The organism is Cryobacterium sp. Hb1 (assembly GCF_004403585.1).
Lineage (GTDB): Bacteria > Actinomycetota > Actinomycetes > Actinomycetales > Microbacteriaceae > Cryobacterium > Cryobacterium lyxosi.
The window spans coordinates 148,008-168,155 of the sequence record NZ_SOHI01000037.1 but is presented as its reverse complement, the minus strand read 5'-3'; the positions used below and the strand labels follow the sequence as shown (position 1 = coordinate 168,155).

Annotated in this window: 16 protein-coding genes and 1 tRNA gene; 5 read left to right on the top strand and 12 right to left on the bottom strand. The window is 65.1% G+C overall.

The genetic code is table 11. From position 1 onward, the window contains the following. Positions 1–192: 192 nt before the first annotated feature. Entirely contained in the window at positions 193–672 is a 480-nt protein-coding gene (locus E3T38_RS15905; RefSeq protein WP_241984519.1) for a tetratricopeptide repeat protein, read from the bottom strand. Positions 673–943: 271 nt separating this feature from the next. Between E3T38_RS15905 and E3T38_RS15900 the strand changes: the two genes are divergently transcribed. Together E3T38_RS15900 and E3T38_RS15895 are read left to right on the top strand one after the other, a co-directional pair. Next, positions 944–1,288 carry a PadR family transcriptional regulator gene (locus E3T38_RS15900; RefSeq protein ID WP_134549067.1) on the top strand — a complete coding sequence of 115 codons (345 nt, stop codon included), beginning with the start codon at positions 944–946 and terminating at the stop codon, positions 1,286–1,288. Further along, entirely contained in the window at positions 1,285–3,552 is a 2,268-nt protein-coding gene (locus E3T38_RS15895) for a hypothetical protein (RefSeq protein ID WP_134549066.1), read from the top strand. Before E3T38_RS15900 ends, E3T38_RS15895 begins: the two co-directional genes overlap by 4 nt. Positions 3,553–3,852: 300 nt before the next feature. Here the strand turns inward: E3T38_RS15895 and E3T38_RS15890 are convergent, their stop codons facing one another. From E3T38_RS15890 to hisS, 8 genes are all read right to left on the bottom strand, one after another. Beyond that, positions 3,853–4,188, bottom strand: coding sequence for a GNAT family N-acetyltransferase (locus E3T38_RS15890; RefSeq protein WP_241984518.1), 336 nt, complete (start codon positions 4,186–4,188; stop codon positions 3,853–3,855). A gap of 146 nt (positions 4,189–4,334) precedes the next feature. Further along, positions 4,335–4,411 (bottom strand) — tRNA-Leu (locus tag E3T38_RS15885). A gap of 74 nt (positions 4,412–4,485) precedes the next feature. Then, positions 4,486–5,970, bottom strand: a complete 1,485-nt coding sequence (locus E3T38_RS15880; RefSeq protein WP_134549065.1) for an NAD(P)/FAD-dependent oxidoreductase — start codon at positions 5,968–5,970, stop codon at positions 4,486–4,488. A 25-nt stretch (positions 5,971–5,995) separates the two neighbouring features. After that, a complete protein-coding gene (locus tag E3T38_RS15875; RefSeq protein ID WP_134549064.1) occupies positions 5,996–7,354 on the bottom strand; it encodes a S8 family serine peptidase in 1,359 nt (452 codons plus the stop codon). After that, positions 7,351–7,893: a DUF501 domain-containing protein gene (locus tag E3T38_RS15870; protein ID WP_134549063.1), complete on the bottom strand. Its 543-nt coding sequence runs from the start codon at positions 7,891–7,893 to the stop codon at positions 7,351–7,353. Before E3T38_RS15870 ends, E3T38_RS15875 begins: the two co-directional genes overlap by 4 nt. Next, positions 7,890–8,408: a septum formation initiator family protein gene (locus tag E3T38_RS15865; protein WP_134549062.1), complete on the bottom strand. Its 519-nt coding sequence runs from the start codon at positions 8,406–8,408 to the stop codon at positions 7,890–7,892. Before E3T38_RS15865 ends, E3T38_RS15870 begins: the two co-directional genes overlap by 4 nt. A gap of 116 nt (positions 8,409–8,524) precedes the next feature. Further along, positions 8,525–9,805: a phosphopyruvate hydratase gene (eno, locus tag E3T38_RS15860; protein WP_104199396.1), complete on the bottom strand. Its 1,281-nt coding sequence runs from the start codon at positions 9,803–9,805 to the stop codon at positions 8,525–8,527. Positions 9,806–9,947: 142 nt separating this feature from the next. After that, positions 9,948–11,201: a histidine--tRNA ligase gene (gene hisS, locus E3T38_RS15855; RefSeq protein WP_134549061.1), complete on the bottom strand. Its 1,254-nt coding sequence runs from the start codon at positions 11,199–11,201 to the stop codon at positions 9,948–9,950. A 176-nt stretch (positions 11,202–11,377) separates the two neighbouring features. Here hisS and E3T38_RS15850 point away from each other — a divergent pair, with 176 nt between their 5' ends. Together E3T38_RS15850 and E3T38_RS15845 are read left to right on the top strand one after the other, a co-directional pair. Beyond that, positions 11,378–12,349, top strand: coding sequence for an ABC transporter ATP-binding protein (locus E3T38_RS15850; RefSeq protein ID WP_241984517.1), 972 nt, complete (start codon positions 11,378–11,380; stop codon positions 12,347–12,349). After that, positions 12,346–13,437 (top strand): ABC transporter permease, encoded by a 1,092-nt coding sequence (locus E3T38_RS15845; RefSeq protein WP_174775261.1) that lies wholly within the window; start codon positions 12,346–12,348, stop codon positions 13,435–13,437. The genes E3T38_RS15850 and E3T38_RS15845 overlap by 4 nt, the downstream gene beginning before the upstream one ends. 11 nt (positions 13,438–13,448) lie before the next feature. Here the strand turns inward: E3T38_RS15845 and E3T38_RS15840 are convergent, their stop codons facing one another. Beyond that, positions 13,449–14,270, bottom strand: a complete 822-nt coding sequence (locus E3T38_RS15840; protein ID WP_134549060.1) for a MazG family protein — start codon at positions 14,268–14,270, stop codon at positions 13,449–13,451. Positions 14,271–14,408: 138 nt separating this feature from the next. Here E3T38_RS15840 and nhaA point away from each other — a divergent pair, with 138 nt between their 5' ends. Beyond that, entirely contained in the window at positions 14,409–15,779 is a 1,371-nt protein-coding gene (gene nhaA, locus E3T38_RS15835; protein WP_134549059.1) for a Na+/H+ antiporter NhaA, read from the top strand. Between the two features lie 94 nt (positions 15,780–15,873). On the opposite strand, the gene mfd is transcribed toward nhaA, so the two are convergent. Both mfd and pth read right to left on the bottom strand, forming a co-directional pair. After that, positions 15,874–19,503: a transcription-repair coupling factor gene (gene mfd, locus E3T38_RS15830; protein WP_134549058.1), complete on the bottom strand. Its 3,630-nt coding sequence runs from the start codon at positions 19,501–19,503 to the stop codon at positions 15,874–15,876. Positions 19,504–19,545: 42 nt separating this feature from the next. Then, positions 19,546–20,130 carry an aminoacyl-tRNA hydrolase gene (pth, locus tag E3T38_RS15825; protein ID WP_134549057.1) on the bottom strand — a complete coding sequence of 195 codons (585 nt, stop codon included), beginning with the start codon at positions 20,128–20,130 and terminating at the stop codon, positions 19,546–19,548. Positions 20,131–20,148: the final 18 nt, after the last annotated feature.

The window sequence follows — 20,148 nt, the reverse complement described above, 5'->3', positions numbered from 1 at the left end:
AGGGTCTCAATCACCGCCGCCGGCATTATTCGGAGCACCTCCACCGAGAAACGGAGCCAGTGATCCGGCACCTTATATTCATTCCCGATAGGGGAACTGTGCTGGCGGAGGCCGGAGCGAAGAAAAGCGCCCCGCAAGCCCAACCCTCGCCGGGACGGTTGGATCGTCTGTCCACCGGGAGCGCAGGCGGCTCTACTTGGAGTCGACAATCGCGTCAGCGTAGTGGTCAATCGCACCGCTATAGAGAGGCAGGGTCTTTCCCAAAGCCTTGAGGGCGACTCGTAAAGCATCGCCGGGCCGCCCAGCGTCGAAGAGCGCTAAGGCCAGAAAAGCTTCGTGGGCGTTTCCGACCGTTGCGTCCTGTTCCATGCCTTCGAGAATCCTGACCGCTTCGGTGGCCTCACCGACGTTGCGAAGCGAGCTGGCCAGCTGAATTTGAGCTTGAGAGTTGCGGACAGGATCGAGACCAAGTTCCAGCGCACGGCGGTAGAGCGGAATCGCATCCGCTTCCCGTCCCAGAAAGTCATGCACCGACGCCCACTCGAAGATGGCGGCCGGATCATCGTCCCGTCGCTCTGCGATCAGGGCCTGCATAGAGTCGACAGTGAACTCTTGGTCGGCGCCACTGACCTCACTCCAAAATATTCTGATCCGTTCTTCCCAGCCAGTCACGGGCCTATTCTGGCAGACTGCGGGACTGCTTGAGCACTGCCCGCACGGGGAACCCCATACGAGACTGCAGTTCCTGATTAGCGCGTTTTTCGTGGACCCGACCTGACCGCCGCATGCGCCATTTCGCAATGGGACGTGGCGCATCGCGGTCAGTCGCCGTCGCCGGGAGAACTATAGTCAGATGGTCGCAATATCATGTCGGTCATCTTATAAGGACCTGCCGATCAATCAAGTGACCGCTATATATCGAGGTTCATACTATGCTGCTGCTATGGCTGATTCAGAAATGCGCGAACCGACGTTCTTTGTACTCGCCGCCCTTGCCGATCGGCGCAAGCACGGGTACGCACTTATTACTGATGCCGAGCAGTTGTCAGAGGGACGAGTGCACCTGAAGGTCGGAACGCTGTATGCAGCCCTTGATCGCCTCAAGCAGCAGGGTCTGGTCACTGGCGCCGGTGAAGAAGTTGTCGACGGTCGGCTCCGGCGTTATTACGAGCTGACGGATGATGGAGCCTCGGCGTTGCGGGCCGAGGTCGCCAGGATGCAGGCCAACGCCGAGCAGGCGTTGTCGCGTCTTCGTTTGCGTCCGGCACCGATGGCTGCACACGGATGAGCACCCCGTCGGCGGGCCTTGAGGCCGCGTATCGCGCAACGTTGCGCTGGTATCCACGCGGGTGGCGCGTTGACAATGAGGACGCCGTCGTTGGAACCCTCCTCGACGTCGCGGACGCCGAGCAGCGGACACGCCCACAGACGGCCGAGCTGCTGAATCTCGCCGTGTGCGGTCTGTTGCGGCGAATCGACCCGGTGCTGCCGGCTCAGGCGCGGGAGGTGGCATCCGCTGTGGCGTTCGCGTGCGGTGCGGCGCTGTCGCTCACGATCTTGCTCGTGTCCTATCTCGGTCCGCTCGCCAGACAGATTGTCCCGCCGTGGTGGGTTGGCCCGTCGGATCCGGCTGGGGCCCTGCCCTATGCGCTCTGGCTGATTGCGTGTGTCTTCGCCATGGCCGGCCACCGTCGCACGGCCCGTTGGTCGATGGTTGCCGTGCTCGCCAGCGTGGCCGCGCTGGCCGTCCTGCGCTCGACGACGCAAGTGACGTACTCACTGCCGAGCTGGATCGCGCTGGCTTTTATGTTGTCCCTCGCGGTTATGGCGCTCATCGCCTCGCCCCTCGTCTGGCGGGGTACCCTCGGCGTTGCCTCCATCGCCGCGCTCGCGTTCGCCGTCTTCGCTGGCGGCGCCGCAGTCGCGGGCGGCTTCGGCGGCCGGTATCACCCTGAGCGGTGGGTCTTCGAGACGGTCCTCTCCCCAAGTAATGTCGGCGTAGCACTGGTGTTCGCGCTGGCGACGGTAGGAATCCTGGCCGCGTTGCGCTTGAGGGTCGCGGCGGCAGGGCTTGCCGCTGCCACACTGCCGTGGGCCGTGCTCTGGTTTGCCGGATATTTTGCCGAGGACGTCGTTGGCTCCCTCGTCTCGGCCGCTGTCCTGGCCGGGCTGACTGTCGTTGCTGCGAGTGCCGTCGCACTGTGGGCGTGGCTTCTCCGTAGCGGCATCGCCGTACCCCGGCGTCTCGCCCACATGGTGAGCGCACCAGCCGTCTGGACCGCGCCGATACTCATCGCTCTCATGGTGTGGGGCACTCGAACTGCGAACGCAACCTGGACGACCCTGCCGTACTGGAACGCCGTGGTCTCCGTCGCTTGCTACGGTCTTCCAATCGCAGTGCTGACCGCGGCGGTCGTCACGGCATGGGAGTCGAGCCGAATGCGACGTTACGCCAGCACGGATCAACCGGTTCCCGCAACGGCATATCTCGCCCGGCTGTCGCGACGGGTGTGGCCGACGTTAGTGGGATCGATCGCCGGTTATTTGGTGACGCTGGCGCTCCTCGTACAAAACAGCGGAGTTCCCAAGGCGGGCACTCCGAACCTGTTGGTGCCGGCCGCATCCCTGGCCGTGTTGCTGTCGGCGTTCGCGTTCGGAGCGCTACTCGGCCGTCTGTGCCACACCGCAATCGCCGTGCCGACCGCTCTGGTAGCCAGCTACCTCTGGTTCGCCTTGCCGTCGGCGCAGGGTGCCAGCAACCCCGCCTGGCTAAACATCACTGGTTTTGGGCTTCCCCAATCCTCGTTCGATTTCTCCTTTGTTCCCGCCACCGGGGCGCTGCTAGCGCCTATTCTCCTCTCGGTCGCCGTCGTCGCCACCTTCGCCCTTGTGCTGTTTCTGCGCCGCGCCGTGGTCGGATACGCCGCAGGAGCCGTGCTTGTGACTGCGGCCGTGCTGGTGGGGAACGTACTCGTTGCCGGTATCGGACAGGCTCCATACGCGCCGCGACCGGTGGCCGAACTCGTCTGCTCCGGCGACGCAACCGCTGTCTGTCTCTGGCCCGAACAAGACGCAGTTGACGGTGCGCGTATCCTAAACGCGGTAGTCGAAGCACGAGTCCAAGCGAGCAAGAATGGTCTCACCCTGCCCGACCGCGTCGAAGCGTCGTCGTCGGCCTTCACCGCGCACCAGAACGCTGATGTCAGCTATCTCACATCCCTTCCGGGACCGGGAGCATCGACGCAGCAGATCAAGACCGCGTACGCTACCAGTCTGCTGGAGTCGATCTCCTGCGGCGACGCTACCCAAACTGCAGACGCTGCCTGGCAAGCGCTGCGGGCTCAGTCCGCCCTCACGATGCTCGTCGGCGCCGGAACGACGGCGCTCCTGCAGAAATCCACGCCCTTGTTCGCTCCGGACGACGGCGCGCTGACATCGCTCTTCGCAGCACGCCAAGCCCTGGACGTAGGATCGATCGACAACGCCCGAAAGGTACTCAACTCGTGGCGGAGCGAAACGAAAAAGCTCTGCAACTCGCGTCCCGCCGCTTAAACGCCAACTCGACAGGATTCGCCAGTCGCTCGCAGGCGGAACGCTCCATGGAGAGTTTTGAGGTGGTCCAAGCGCACGAGGGTTCCTTGCGAGCGTCGAGTTTCGACGAGGCCGGCCTCTTCGAGCGCGCGGTATGCGCGCGCCGCTGACGGCGAGAACGATGAGTCCGAGATGCTGACCGGGACAGGTCCGGTTTCCGGCGTGGGATCAGGTGCTCAGACTGACGAGGGCTGGAGTCCGATCACGGAGCAACGGCGTTCAATGTCCGAGATAGCTTGACCCCACGAACGGCATCCCGGTTCAGCGCGGGTAAAGGCGAGGTGGTAGGTAATCCCGGACAGTTTTCGCTTGGTCCTGGGTGTGGCAGGCAGGCTGCCCGCTCAGGCGCACCACGGTCTCGAGGAGCTTCTTTTTCATCTTGTAATTGGTCAGCGGCACGCCGCCTCTCACCGGGTGCTGTTCTGCCTCGACGGTGAATCCGTGGCGCTCGAAGAAGGGGCGGGCTGTGATGCTGACGTCGGCTGTCAGTTCTGTCACCTGCACCGAGCGCGCGTGGGTCTCCACGTGTCTGATCAGTTGGCGTGCAACCCCGCGTCGCTGAAATTGGGGCGCGACGAACAGCATGTCGATACTCACCGTGACGGGCCTGGCCTCGCGGCATTTGCGGTGTCCCGGAAGACGAATGGTTAGCGGACGACAAAGACATGAGCCGTTTACCGGTCGGACATTTATTATTCCACCGTGATCATCCTCTTAAACCGAGATCAGCGTAGATATATTCGTGGTGCCCCCACTGGGACTTGAACCCAGACTGTGACGATTTTAAGTCGTCTGCCTCTGCCAATTGGGCTATGGGGGCATGCCCGATGACGGGCGGCTACAGCGCGGGTGCTGTCGGGCGATGATCTCGCCCGACAGTACCCAGCGAAAGACCTACTTCGAAGCGGATGCCTGAGCGGCCGCCTTCTGCCCGACGGTTGCTTGCTTTGCGGGAGCAGCCGCGTCTGCTGCAGCAGCCTTCACCGTGGGCTTGCGCGGCGCACGGGGCGCGCGCGGAGCCGTCGGCGCCTTGGCGGCGGGCGCTTCGGCCGGTGCCGGTGGCTTCGGACGCGAAGCGAACTCTTCGAACACGGCGCGCGGGTTCTCGGTGGCGCGAAGCGAGACGACATCGCGACCGAGGAACACGTTGTTGCTCCAGCCCCAGACGACGCGCAGCTTGCGCTCCCAGCTCGGCATGGCCAGGCCGTGGTAGCCGCGGTGGGCGAACCAGGCCGGCAGTCCGGTGATGGCGAGGTTGCCGCTCTGGAACACGCCGACACCGACACCGAGACCGGCGACGGCACCCAGGTTTTTATGCAGGTACTGCACGGGCTCTTCGCCGCGCAGTACAGCAACCAGGTTCTTGGCGAGCAGCTTGCCCTGGCGCACAGCGTGCTGGGCGTTGGGTACGCAGTTGCCGCCCACACCGCCACCACTCAGGTCAGGAACGCAGCTCACGTCACCGGCGCCCCAGGCGTCAGCGATGATGTCGTCTTCGGTTCCGACGCGCAGGTCAGCGCGAACCCGCAGTCGACCGCGCTCCTCGATCGGCAGGTCGGTGTGACGCACGATCGTGGGGTTGGCCATGACGCCGGCGGTCCAGACGATGAGGTCGGTCTCGAAGGTCTCCCCGGTGGAGAGTTCGATCTTGCCGTCGATCGCGCTGGTCAGCTGGGTGTCGAGGTGAATCTCCGCGCCGCGACCGGCCAGGTTGTCGATGACCCACAGGCTCGTCTTGAGCGAAACTTCGGGCATGATGCGGGCCATAGCTTCGATGAGGTGAAAGTTGGTCTCTTCGAAGCTGATCTCCGGGTACAGGGTGAGCAGCGAGGTGGCAAAGGAACGCAGCTCGGCAAACACCTCGATCCCGGCGAAACCGCCACCGACAACGACGAACGTCAACAGGCGTTCACGCTCGGGGCCGGCTGGCAAAGCGGCAGCGCGGTCGAAGTTGGTCAGCACACGGTCGCGAATGGCGACGGCCTCTTCGACGGTCTTGAGGCCGATGGCCTGGTCGGCGATGCCGGGGATGGGAAACGTACGCGACACCGCGCCGGCGGTGACCACAATGATGTCATACGCAAATTCGTACGGCTCGCCGATTGGCGGCGTGATCGTGGCGGTTTTCTCCGCGTGGTTGACGTAAGAAACCTTGGCAGAGACGACGTTGGTCTTTTTGAGGTGACGACGGTGAGACACGACCGCGTGGCGGGGCTCGATGGATCCGGCAGCGACCTCCGGAAGGAAGGGCTGGTACGTCATGTACGGCAGCGGGTCAACAATGGTGACCTCGGCTTCGCCGGATCGCAGCCATTTCTCGAGCTTCCACGCCGTGTAGAATCCGGCGTAGCCGCCACCAACAATGAGAATTTTGGGCACGATGAGAAAGCCTCCTACATGATTATTATTGTGCGAAATCTTTGGGGATGCGCCGAATTCGCTTGATATGCCGAGTGGCCCCAATGCCCAGCAGCGTTACTAGGATACCAAACACCACGAGTACAGCGAGCGGCAGACTGATATAAGTCAATGTCAGTTGGTTCGGCAGCCAGGCCGTGAGCACATTTTGCACGGGCAGGGGCGGGTCCTCGTCCGCGGCTGCCGGAGCCTCAGCGACCGGAACTTCGGTAGGAACCACCTCGATTTCGGCACGACGATGCAGTGTGATCCACTCGGCCAGCAGTGCGCTCGGGGTGGCCCCGGTCGCCGGAGCGACATACCGGGTCACCGCGGCGGCAGCGTCGATCAAGCCATTGCCGTAGATCGGGCTCGGAATGGACTGCCCGTTGGCGTTTGCGGTCGCGATGACACGGTTCATGACGCCCGCCGCATCGAGATTTGGATAGGCCGCTCGCACGAGGGCGACCAGCCCGGACACGATCGGCGCGGCCGCGCTGGTTCCGTCCCACTGAACGTAGCTGGAATCGGGCATAACGCCGACGAGTTTTTCACTCGGAGCGGCGATAGCGATGGTGATGCCCTGCGAGGACGCATCGAAGCTCGCCGTTTTGTTGCGGTCGACACCCGCTACGGTCAGAACGCCGGGGATCGTCGCGGGAGCACCGACCTCGGTGGTGCCGCTCCCCCGGTTTCCGGCCGCTGCCACCACGACGACATCGTTGTCAAAGGCGTAAAGAAAGGCCTCATCCCAGCTCTCCGGCCAATACAGCGTGTTCCGGGTGAGCGACATGTTGATGACGTCGGCGCCGTTGTCCACAGCCCAGCGGATGCCCTGCGCGATCTGGTCATCGTTGCTCACTGCGGAACGGGTACTGCCGAACCCCACCGACACCGCCAGAATGGATGCTTCCGGCGCCACTCCGATGAGGCCCGTGCCGTCACCGGTGCCGCGACCGGCCAGCAGCGAGGCCACCAGGGTGCCGTGCTCGCCATCATCGTCGTCACCGGCGACCGGGGTTTGGCCGTTCGCGGAGCCGAGACCGGAGACATCCGTTCCCCCGGTCACAACGCCGTTCAACTCGGGGACGCTGCCGTTGACCCCGGAGTCGATTACGGCCACGGTGACGCCCGCGCCCCGCGTGGTATTCCAGGCTTCGGTGAACCCGTAATCGTTCAGCCAGTACTGCAGGTCACGAATCTGGTCGGCATGGGCGGCGGGTGCGTCGAGCACGACGGAACCCGCGACAGTGCCGCCGAAGAGCGCTGCGGTGAGGACGACCGCGGCGCCCGCCCTGACTCGACGCCCACTGGCCCGTTGCCCACTGGCCCGACGCCCACTGACCCGTTGCGCAGTTGGAGTCACTCCGGAACCGTCCCGTCGGTCGCGGGTACGGCGGAGTAGTCCAGGCAGACACAGACCGTCGGCGACCAGGCCGCACGCGCCAGCGCGAGGTCACCGATCGGATTTACGCCGGGTCCCGCGGCCAGGGAGTGCGCGGCGAGGGCGTGCAGGCATTTGACCCGGCTCGGCATGCCACCGGAAGAGATCCCTGCGATCTCCGGCACGGTGCCGAGCTGCTCGCGGTCGAACAGAAAACTCTCGTGAGCGACTTGATAAGCGGCGCGCACCTCGTCATCGTCGGCGAGCAGGTCGTTGTATTCGTTCATGACCTGGGTTGCTTCGAGCGAGGAGATCGCTGCCGTCGCGGCAGGGTGGCACAGGTAGTACAAGGTAGGAAACGGAGTACCGTCGGCCAGCCGGGGAGCGGTGGCGACCACGGTCGGCGCGCCACAGACGCAGCGCGCAGCGATGCCGACGACGTTGCGGGCAGGGCGACCGAGCTGGGCCGAAACGAGATCGATGTCGGCTGGAGAGAACGGATCGAACGGTGGCCGGGTCATGGAGCCACCGGCTGTGGGGCGTCCGTCGCTGGTGGCGCTGGTGCTGCGGCTTGCGGAGCGAGGCCGGCAGTCATGGTGGAGGCGAACAAGGAACCCAGCCAATCAGTTGTGGTGCTTTGAATATTGGTGCTGACCGGGCCCGTATCCGCTTCGAGCGGAGCGACGACCGGCAGGTCGTTGATGACGAGAAAACTGATGTCGCCGGGCATCACGTACGACAACCGTTCGCGTGCCTGCGTCGTGACGTAGGTGCGATCGTTCCAGCGCTCTCGCTGGCTCGTGAGCTGATCAACCTCGGCTTTCTGGTCGGCGACAGCGGCACTGAGCTGGCTGATCTGCTGACGCTGCTCGGCGTAGGTGCGCAGGCTCGGCGCAAGCACCACGACGGCGAGGATCAGCACGACCATCATCACGAGCGAAAATCCGGAGAAGCGGATGCTGCGCAGCCAGCCACCGGCGGGAGTTTCGGCCTCTGAAACAATCGGTTGCCGTAAAACCGGTCGTTTCTGATCCATGACAACTCCTTACGCGGGCGATGAACGTGCTGGTGAAAACGGTAGCAAGTGTGGCTGTGGGCCCCCGATTAGCCGAAGAACGTTGGTCGGGGGCCTGTAGGCGAAGTCGAGCGGTGTTACGCGGTGAAGCGGGGGAACGCGGAGCGGCCCGCGTAGACAGCGGCATCGCCGAGTTCTTCTTCGATGCGCAGCAGCTGGTTGTACTTGGCGACGCGCTCGCTACGTGCGGGGGCGCCGGTCTTGATCTGGCCGGCATCCGTTGCGACGGCGAGGTCGGCGATGAAGGTGTCTTCGGTCTCGCCTGAGCGGTGCGAGATGATCGCGGTGTAGCCGGCGCGCTGTGCCAGTGCCACGGCATCCATCGTCTCGGTCAGGGTACCGATCTGGTTGACCTTGACCAGGATGGAGTTTGCAGCCTTGAGCGTGAGGCCCTTGGCCAGACGCACGGGATTGGTCACGAACAGGTCATCGCCAACGATCTGCACCTTGTCGCCAAGAGATGCGGTGAGGTGCACGTAGCCGTCCCAGTCGTCTTCTTCGAGCGGGTCTTCGAGGGAGACCAGCGGGTAGTCGGTGACGAGCTCGGCGTAGTACGCGCTCATTTCTTCGGCGGAGAACTTCTTGCCCTCGAAGTTGTAGCTGCCGTCCGTGAAGAATTCGCTCGCAGCGACGTCGAGGGCGAGGGCGATGTCCTTGCCGGGAACGTAACCGGCGATTGTGATGGCCTCGACGATGAGGTCGAGCGCGGCCCGGTTGCTCGGCAGGTTGGGGGCGAAGCCGCCCTCGTCGCCGAGGCCGGTGGACAGGCCCTTGGACTGCAGCAGCGCCTTGAGGCAGTGGTAGACCTCAACGCCCCAGCGCAGCGCCTCGCTGAACGATTCAGCACCGAGGGGAACGATCATGAATTCCTGGATGTCGACATCGTTGTCGGCGTGCGAGCCGCCGTTGATGATGTTCATCAGGGGTACCGGCAGGGTGTGCGCGTTCGGGCCGCCGAGGTAGCGGAATAACGGCAGACCGGCCGAGCTGGCGGCGGCCTTGGCCACGGCCAGGCTGACGCCCAGGATGGCGTTGGCGCCGAGGCGCTCCTTGTTGTCGGTGCCGTCGGTTTCGATGAGCACGAGGTCGACGATGCGCTGGTCGGTCGCGTCGATGTCTTCGACCGCGGGGCCGAGGTCGTCGATCACTGCTTCGACGGCCTTGAGCACGCCCTTGCCCTGGTAGCGGGCTTTGTCGCCGTCGCGCAGCTCATAAGCCTCGAATACCCCGGTGGATGCACCGGACGGCACTGCTGCGCGGCTGACGGTTCCGTCGCCGAGCAAAACTTCGACCTCGATGGTCGGGTTGCCGCGGGAGTCGAGAATTTCGCGTGCGTCTACTGCCTCAATTAGGGCCACAACTGTCTCCTGATTTGTCGGGGGGTGAACGCCTGGGTAGACGCCGGGGTACTCGTCGAATGAAAGTAGGGTGTGCCGGGTGATCCAGGCGGTTTCAGTCTAACCAAACGCGTCCGCCGATCCGGTGAAGCGGCGTCAAGCGTCAGGCGCCGAGCGGCTTGAAGTCGAGGTCGACAGCGGCCTGCGTGTCAGCGGTCACGAACGCGAAGCGTCCGTAACCGGCTTCTCCAGCCCGGTCGAGCAGGGCCTTGAGGTTCTTGGTGCGGCGTTCCAGGCGCACCCGCAATCCCCCGGCGATGACGTCACGCTTGAGGGCGACCAGACGGGCCGAATCGGCGTCTTTCTCGTAAACGAGCACGACGGCATGCTGAGCGGATGCGGCATCCGCTTGCAGCAGGTCGACGATGCGTTCAAAACCGATCGAGAAACCGCAGGCGGGTACGTCGGTGCCGAGGAATCGGCCGATCATGCCGTCGTAGCGGCCGCCGCCACCGAGGGAATAAGCCAGGTCAGGGTGGGAAATCTCGAAGATGGTGCCGGTGTAATATCCCATGCCACGCACCAGGGTCGGGTCGAAGACCAGGTCGACGCCGGGCAGGGCTGCGCGCAGGTCCGTGAGGTCAGCGAACGCCGCAGTATCGAGCCACTTCGGGGCGCTGTCGCCGAGGGACCAGCCACCGGCTCCGAGTTCGGTGAGCAGCGTGGCCAGGTCGGGGGCGTTGATGCCGAGGGTGCCCAGTTCGCTGGCGACGCCGTCGACGCCGATCTTGTCGAGCTTGTCGATCACGATCAAAGCCCGTTCGGTCAGCTCCGCACCGACATTCCAATAGGCGAGCAGGGCGCTGAGGATGCGCCGGTCATTGATGCGAATGGAGCACCCCTCGAGGCCGAGCTGGTCGAGCGTCGCGGCCGTGGCGGTGATCAGTTCGATCTCGGCAAGCGGGCCGGCCTCACCGATGATGTCGATATCGCACTGCATGAACTGGCGGTAGCGCCCCTTCTGCGGGCGCTCGGCCCGCCAGACCGGGGCGATCTGGATCGACCTGAACACGGCGGGCAGTGCGGCGCGGTGGGTGGCGTAGAACCGGGCGAGCGGAACGGTGAGGTCGAAGCGCAGTCCGAGGTCGGCCAGGGACAAGAGGTCATCCTGCTCGGCCGCAGCCGCCACATCCGCTGGGCTGAGGCCGCGCTTCAGCACCGCGAAGGCGAGCTTCTCGTTGTCGCCGCCGAGCCCTGCGTGCAGCCGGTCGGAGTCTTCCATGACCGGGGTTTCAATCTCGTCGAAGCCATGCGCCCGAAAACTGTCGCGGATGATGCCGAGAGAACGCTCGCGCACGGCCTTGTCGGCGGGGAGGAAATCGCGCATGCCGCGCGGCGGGGTTACTGCAATAGCCATGGGGTAATTCTCTCAGGTGCTATCGACGCGATTCACCGTCCACCCCCGAACGGGAGTGCACCCTAGACTCGGGGGAAACAAGCGGGGGTGTGTCGATGTCGGTGACGACAGTTTTCGGGCCTGGCGGGCCTGGCGGGCCTGGCGGGCCTGGCGGGCCTGGCGGGCGTGGCGGGATCGTGCCGAGCGGCATCGCTGTGACCGGGGTCAGTCGATCGTTTGGCAGCGTGCCCGCACTGCTCGATGCCACATTGACCGTTCCGGCCGGGTCGGTCACCGCCCTGATCGGGCCGAACGGCTCGGGCAAAACAACACTGCTGCTCATGCTCGCCACGCTGCTCACCCCCGACACGGGCAGCATTCGCATCAACGGTCACGATCCGGTCACCGAACCGGAGCGGGTGCGCGCGCTCATGGGCTGGATGCCCGACACCCTCGGCTCCTGGCCGAGCCTGAGCGCCCGGGCGGCCTTGCAGACCACCGGCCGCATGTACCGCATGAGCGGCGAACAAGCCGCCGTGCGCGCCGACGCGCTGATCGCGCTGACCGATCTCGGTGACTTCGCCGACCGGCCATCGCGGGTGCTGTCGCGCGGCCAGAAACAACGTCTGAGTCTGGCCCGGGCGCTCGTGCACTCCCCCGGAGTCCTGCTGCTCGACGAGCCGGCCTCCGGCCTCGACCCTGCAGCCCGCGCTTCGCTGCGCCAGCTGCTGCGCCGCCTGGCCGGCGAGGGCGCCGCGATTCTCGTGTCCAGCCACGTTCTCGCCGAGCTCGACGAGATGGCGGATGCCGCGGTGTACCTCGCCGACGGGCGCACGGCCAGCCCGGAACAGGTGGCCGCTGCGGGAGCGAGCGCCAGAGCCTGGCGCATCCGCTCCCTCGATGAGTCAGCGTTGGAACGTGCGCTGGCTACGCCCGGCGTGGTCGGCGCCCTCGTGCAGGTTCTCGGGGTGGACCAGCTCGGCACCCTCGTGCAGGTGGAAAATGAAGCCTCCGCAGCCGCCCTACTGCACAACTTGGTGCTGAGCGGGGTGCCGGTGTGCGATTTCGGGCCGGCCGTCGGCAACCTCGAACACACCTTTCTCGACCTCACGCGGGACAGACCGGCGCGACATAGTTCTGTCGTCGTCAACCCGGAGGTCACGCCATGAGCGACCGTAACCGCCTGTTCCTGACCGGACTCTGGTTGATCGTCACGCTGGAACTGCGCCAGCGGGTGCGCGGCGTCTCCTGGTATGTGCTGTTGGGTGTCTTCATGCTGCTCGTGGGCATCGTCACGTTTCTGCTCTGGCTGGCTACCTCGGCTTGGCTATCCGGCGGCGGCGGGGTGTTCTCGACCATCATTTTCTTTGTGCTGCTGCTGGCAACATTGGTGTCGCCGGCGCTGTCGGGCAACGCCATCAACGGCGACCGGGATATCGGTACCCTCGCCACGACGCAGGTCACGCTCATCAGTACCGGGCAGCTCGTTCTCGGTAAGTTTCTGGCCGCCTGGATCACCGCGCTCTTCTTTCTGGCGGCGGCGCTGCCGTTTCTCATCTTCGCGGTCGTTCTCGGCGACGTTTCGCTCGGCACGATCAGTGTGTCGATGCTGGTGCTCGCCGCCGAGTTGGGCGTGATCGCGGCGGCCGGTGTGGGGTTGTCGGGCATCCTGAACCGGCCACTGTTTTCAATCGTGCTGACCTACCTCCTGGTCGCGGCACTCAGCCTCGGCACGCTTATCGCGTTCGCCCTGCTCGGCACCGCCACGCAGCAGGAGGCGACGAGCGTGAACTATCAGGTCGTGCAGTCGATCTACGACGAGCAGACCGGCAAACAGTCGGACATCGTCTGCTCCACCGCCCAGACCTCGACCTACACCGTGCCGCGCTTCGACTATTTCTGGTGGATCCTGGCGGCGAACCCGTACGTGGTGGTGGCGGATGCCTCGCCCGGCAGCTTCGACGCGGGCGGTCGCCCCACCGACCTGTTCGGCCAGATCGCCGTCGGCGTGCGGAGCGCGCAGGCCGCGCCAGAGCTGTACACCGAGTACAACGGATGCGACGAGGCCGCCAATGGGTACGCCGACCAGCAATCCGGCATCGGTCCAACACCGCAGGAGACCTACGACGGCGCGGTGCCCAGCTGGTTCATCGGCCTCTTCATTCACGTATTGCTTGGCGCGGGCGCCCTGGCCTGGGCTTGGCGCCGCACCCGAACCCCCGCGACGCACCTGGCGGCAGGCAGTCGGATCGCCTAGCCAGCGGGAGGCTAGGTCGGCAGTGCGATGATGCCGGCATCAAAGGCATCGCCGGCATCGGCGGCCGGATGTTCGGCGCCGCGAATCTCAGACTGCAGGTCGCGCACCGCGGTTCGCAGCGCTCGTTCGGCGTCGAGGCCCTGGGCCCTGGCAGATGCCACGATGGCCAAGAGCAGCGGTCCGAGATCAGCCTCGGACGCGATCGGAAGCGGGAAACCGGCATCCGCTTCGAGCAGGCCGATCTTCTCGGCCCGGCCGAGCACCTTGTCGGCCAGGGCGAGCGCCGGCATGCCGGCTGGAATGCCGTCGAGCACACTCGTGCGCCCCGGCTTCTCCTCGGCCTTGAAACCGTCCCAGGCAGCCGACACCTCCTCGGCCGTTTCGAGGGTGAGGTCACCAAACACGTGCGGGTGCCGCCCGATCATTTTCTCGGTCAGGCGGGCAGCGACATCCTGAATATTGAAGTTTTCCTCTGGGGTATGGGCAGCCAGGTCGGCGTGGAACAGCACCTGGTAGAGCACATCACCCAGCTCCTCGAGCAGGTCATCCCGGCTGCCGTCTTCGATCGCCTCGATCAGTTCGTGAGTCTCCTCGACCAGGTGGCGCACGAGCGAGGCGTGCGTCTGGTCGGCGTCCCATGGGCATCCGCCGGGCGCGCGCAGCCGCGCAACGGTCGCGACGAGGGTCTCGAGGGCTGTTGCAGCCGGTTGCGTTGAGGATGCCGGAACAGCGGATGCCGGATCCGCGACGACGTCTGCCGCCCGCGGCGCTGGCGGGTTCGTTTCCGGCAGCGCGGATCCGGCTCGGGCTGATGAAAACAACGGATCTGTCATGGTTGTGCACTCCTCGATCGGTTCCATCGTAAACGGCCGCTTGGGGGCGGTCAGCTGCCTCGTGTATTCTGGGCAACGGTGAGCCGGGAAGTCTGGTCGGCACATCACGAGCGCGCCGGAAATACCAGAGGACTTATTATGACCAAACCATTCCGCCAGCCCAAGCCCAAATCGGCCCCGCCCACCGCCACCATTCTGCGCCGCGGTAGTCATGGCGAAGTCGTGCGCATCTCCAGTATTCTGCGCAAAGAAACCGTCGGCGGTGCCATTTTGCTGGCTGCGACCGTGGCCGCCCTGATCATGGCCAACTCTGGCCTCTCAGACGCGTACTACTCATTGCGCGACTACAAAATCGGTTACGAGCCGTGGCACCTGGAACTGAGCCTCGGCGCGTGGGCGGCCGACGGCCTGCTGGCGATCTTCTTCTTTCTCGCTGGCCTCGAACTGAAGCGTGAATTTGTCGCGGGCGATCTGCGCAGTGTGAGCCGTGCCATCGTTCCCGTAGCCGCCGCCGTCGGTGGCGTGATCGTCCCGGCCCTCATCTACGTACTGATCAACCTCGAGTCGGGCGCCGATTCACTGCGCGGCTGGGCAATTCCCACCGCGACCGACATTGCGTTTGCCGTTGCCGTCCTCGCCGTTATTGGGTCGAAGCTTCCGCCGGCCCTGCGCATCTTTCTGCTGACTCTCGCCGTGGTCGACGATTTGCTCGCCATCACGATCATCGCCTTCTTTTACACGGACGACATCGCCGTTCTGCCACTCGTGCTGGCCCTGGTCCTGATCGCGCTGTTCTGGATGTTGACCCACAAATTCTCCTACTTCTTCGGCACCAGAGCCTGGGCCGCGTGGCTGATACTGCTGCCTCTCGGCTTCATTGTCTGGGCGCTCGTGCACGGTTCTGGCGTGCACGCGACGGTAGCCGGTGTACTTCTCGGCTTTGCCGTGCCGGTGCTGCGCAGCAAGCGCGGCGGCGGGCCCAATGCAGGCCCCGGCCTGGCCGAAACACTCGAACATAGAATCCGTCCGCTGTCCAGCGGAATCGCGATACCGGTGTTCGCCTTCTTCTCCGCCGGCGTCACCATCGGCGGCGCCGATGGCCTGTACCGGGCGCTCACCGACCCGGTTGCGGTCGGCATCGTTGTCGCTCTCGTCGTTGGCAAGCCGATCGGCGTGTTGCTCGCGACCTTCATTGTGACCAAGACCACGAAGGCGGCGCTCGATCCCGATCTGTCGTGGATCGACGTTACCGGCGTCGCCGTGCTGGCCGGTGTCGGTTTCACCGTGTCGCTGCTGATCAGTGAGCTTGCTTTCGGTCAGGGAAGCCCGCACGACGACCACGCCAAGGTAGCCATTTTGGTCGGTTCGCTCCTCGCCGCACTCCTGGCCACGGTGATCCTGCGCTTGCGCAACCGCCACTATGGGCGCATCGCCGACAAGGAGGCGATCGATAGCGACAACGACGGCATCCCGGATGTCTACGAGCCGGAACAGGCGTCGAAAGGCTAAGCGGAGCATCCACGTGCACGCCCGCTAACCCGCAGCACCGTCGTTGACCCAGCGACGGTGCTGCATTCTTTAATGCCGCGGTGCTGCCTGACGACTAGCCGGCCGGGAGCGCGCTCGGCACGGCCGGCGGGAAGATCGCCGCCAGCAGCGTCTTGGTCCATTCGATCAAGGCATTGTCGTCGAGCGGTTCACCGTTCGGGCGCGGCATCGGTACGCTGAGCGCACCGGTCGCGGACACGTACCGCGAGCCGGGGTACATCCGCTGCAGTCGCACCTGCATCGAATCGGCCAGGTCGGCGGGCGCCACCCGCAGGTTCGAGCCCATGGCCACGACCTCGCTGAGGTTAGCCTGCTGGGCCTGCCAGCGCAGCCGCGACACGGCCACGAGGTTCTGCACCGGTACGGGCGGTTCACCGTACCGGTCGGTGAGCTCGTCGAGCACGAGGTCGATCTGATCATCGGTCGCCGTCGGTGAGCTTGCACTGGAAAGCTTCTGGTAGGCCTCGAGGCGCAGTCGCTCACTGTCGACGAAATCGTGCGGAATGTGCGCGTCGACCGGCAGCTCGAGCCGCAGCTCGGTCTGTCCCTCGGCGACGTCCCCGCGGAAGGTGCTCACGGCCTCACCGATCATGCGCAGGTACAGGTCGAAGCCCACACCGGCGATATGCCCGGCCTGCTCGCCGCCGAGCAGGTTGCCGGCGCCGCGAATCTCGAGGTCCTTGAGCGCCACCTGCATGCCGGCGCCGAGCTCGTTGTTGGCGGCGATCGTGGCGAGCCGGTCGTGGGCGGTCTCCGACAACGGCTTGTTCTCGTCATACAGAAAGTAGGCGTAGGCGCGCTCGCGCCCACGCCCGACCCGGCCGCGTAGCTGGTGAAGCTGACTTAAACCGAACTTGTCGGCGCGGTCGATGATGATGGTGTTGGCGTTGTTGATGTCGAGGCCGGTCTCGATGATCGTGGTGCAGACCAGAATGTCGAACTTGCGCTCCCAGAAGTCACCGACGACCTGTTCCAGCTGCGCTTCGGGCAGTTGACCGTGCGCGATGGCAATGCGCGCCTCTGGAACGAGTTCGGCAAGCTCGGTGGCAATGCGGTTGATGCTCGTGACCCGGTTATGCACGAAAAAGATCTGGCCCTCGCGCAACAGCTCCCGGCGGATGGCGGCGCCGACTTGCCGCTGCGAGTACGGACCCACAAAGGTCAGAATCGGGTGCCGGTCTTCGGGCGGCGTGGCGAGGGTCGACATCTCACGGATGCCGGTGACCGCCATCTCGAGGGACCGCGGGATGGGTGTCGCGCTCATCGCGAGAATATCGACGTTGGTCTTGAGCTTCTTCAGCGCGTCCTTGTGCTCAACACCGAAGCGCTGCTCCTCGTCGATAATGACGAGGCCGAGGTCTTTGAAGATAATCGATGGTGAGAGCAGCCGGTGCGTGCCGATGACGACGTCGACGGTACCGTCGAGCATGCCCGCGATCGTCTCACGCGACTCTTTGTCGGTTTGGAATCGAGACAGGGCACGCAGGTGAATCGGGAATCCGGCGAAGCGTTCCTTGAAGGTTTCCATGTGCTGGCTGACCAACAGGGTGGTCGGTACGAGCATGGCGACCTGCTTGCCGTCCTGCACGGCCTTGAACGCAGCACGAATGGCGACCTCGGTCTTGCCGAAACCCACGTCACCGCTGAGCAGCCGGTCCATCGGGATGGGCCGTTCCATGTCGGCCTTGACCTCGTCGATGGTGGTGAGCTGGTCGGGGGTCTCCACGAAGGGAAACGCCTCTTCGAGTTCACGCTGCCAGGGGGTGTCCGGACCGAAGGCGTGCCCCTTGCTGGCCATGCGGGCCGAATACAGTTTGACGAGCTCAACAGCAATGTCGCGCACCGCTCTGCGCGCCTTGGTCTTGGCGCTCGACCAGTCGCTGCCGCCCATCTTGCTCAGGGCCGGTGCCTCCCCGCCGATATAGCGGGTGACGAGGTCGAGCTGGTCGGTCGGCACGTACAGCCGGTCGCCGGCGTGCCCACGCTTCGATGGAGCGTATTCCAGCACGAGGTATTCGCGGGTGGTCTTAACCGGGTTGCGGCCGCCGCTTGACACCTCACGCTGGGTCAGTTCGAGAAAACGGCCGATGCCGTGCGTCTGGTGCACCACGTGGTCGCCGGCCACGAGCTGCAGCGGGTCGACGACGTTCTTGCGGCGACTGGCGAGCTTCTTGATCTGCCGCTCGGAGTACCCGACGGTGCGCCCGTAGAACTCCGACTCGCTGATCAGCGCGAGCTTGCTCTGCGGCAGCTCAAAACCGTGATCGACGGATGCCTTCAGCAGGTAGGCGATACCCGGTTCCGGTTCCAGCGGCCACACCTCTACCACCCGCGCCGGCAGTTCGCGTTCGGCGAGCACCTGGGCGGCGCGTTCGACCAGACCGGCGCCCTGGGCAACAATGCCGATGACCCAGCCGTCGTGCAGCCGGGAGGCGACGTGACCCACGGCACCGTCAACGCTGCCGGCGAAGGTGGGAACGGCATCCGCTTCGATGCGTATGGTGAGCAGCTCGTCCATTTCGAGGTGTTCGGGCAAAACCGGCGCATCGGTCGGCGCGGCCTGGAACGTGCTCAGGGTCCACCAGTTGTGACCGGAGGGCGGCGCACCAGGGGCCGAGTACATCACGCTGTCGCGCAGGCGCCCCAGGGTGAGAAAGTCGCCCGATTCGAGGTCGATCGGGGCGTCGGCACCGGCCGTCGCGGCGCTCCAGGCTGCGCCGAGAAACTCACGGTTGGTCTCGGCGAGGCTGATCGCCCGGCTCGCGACTCGTTCCGGTGATATCACGGCAACGGCGGCGTTGATCGGCAGGTAGTGGGTGACGGGCACCAGCCGGTCGACCAGGGCTGGCGCGAGGCTTTCCATGCCCTCGACCGGAATTCCCTCGGCGATTTTGGCGAGCAGACCGGTCAGGCTCGGAAATTCATGCTGCATTTCGCGGGCGCGTTGCCGCACGGCGGGGCTGAGCAGCAGTTCTCGGCTGGGCGGCAGGCTGACCGTGTCGACGACCTCGGGCAAAGATCGCTGGTCGGCGACGCTGAACAGGCGAATCTGCTCGACCTCGTCGCCGAAGAACTCGACTCGGTACGGGTGCACGGCGACCGGCGGAAACACGTCGAGGATGCCGCCGCGCACGGCGAACTCTCCGCGCCGGGTGACCATGTCGACGCGCGCGTAGGCGAGGTTGACCAGCTGCAGCACGATCGCTGAGAGATCATGGCCGCGGGCGCCGACGGTGAGGTCGATCGGTTCATAGTCGGTGAGGTTGTCGGCGACCGGCTGCAATGCGGCCCGTACGGAGGCAACGACGATGAGCGGATGCCGCGTGGCCGGGCCTTGCTCCTGCCATTCGCGCATGCGGCGCAGGGCATGCAGGCGCTTGCCGACGATCTCGGCGCTCGGGCTGAGGCGTTCGTGCGGCAGAGTCTCCCAGGCCGGAAAATCGATGATTTCGGCGCTCGTGGCGAAGCAGCCGAGGTTTTCGCGGATGGCCTCCGACTCGCGGCCGGTCGCCGTGATGACGAACAATGCCTGGGCATCGTCGCGGCGGAGGTCGAGCAAAGCGGCGAGCAGCGCGGCGCGCAGGCCTTCGGTCAGCGAGAAATCAGCATCCCGGCTGGCGTAGGCGAGGGCGTTGTCGAACGTGGAGGCGCGCGCGAGCGCTGCGATTAAGCCCTGAAGGATCACTGAATGAGTCTACGCACTGGCACCGACAGTGCCGAACTAGCCTCAGGACGGCGAGTGGAACTTCTGCTGAGCGGCCACGACGCCGTCGGAGGCGATCAGTTCGATCGCGTCGGCGGCATCCGCTATCAGATTGGGCAGAACGCCGCGCTCGGCGGCAGCGAAGTCATGCAGAACGAAATCGGCCGGATTCTGGCGACCAGGCGGGCGCCCGATGCCCATACGAATGCGAATGAAGTCGTTGGTTCCGGTGGCAGCGATGATGTCACGCAGCCCGTTGTGGCCGCCGTGACCGCCGCCGACCTTGATCTTGAGCGTGTCAAAGGGCAGGTCGAGATCATCGTGCACGACGATGAGCCGTGACACGGGCAGCGAGTAGAAGCGCAGCAGCGCTGCGACCGGGCTGCCGGAGACATTCATGAACGTGGTGGGCTTGGCCAGCACCAGTTTGGGACCGCCGGGCGCGAGGTGCCCTTCGGCCACGAGGGCGGCCGTTTTGTGACGCTTGAAGTTTGACGAGAGACGGTCGCCGAGCTGCGCCGCCGCCATCTGACCGACGTTGTGCCGGTTGCCGGCGTAGTCGGGCCCGGGGTTACCGAGCCCGACTACGAGCCACAGGTTCGTTTCCAGGGGAGTCCTCCGTTTGCG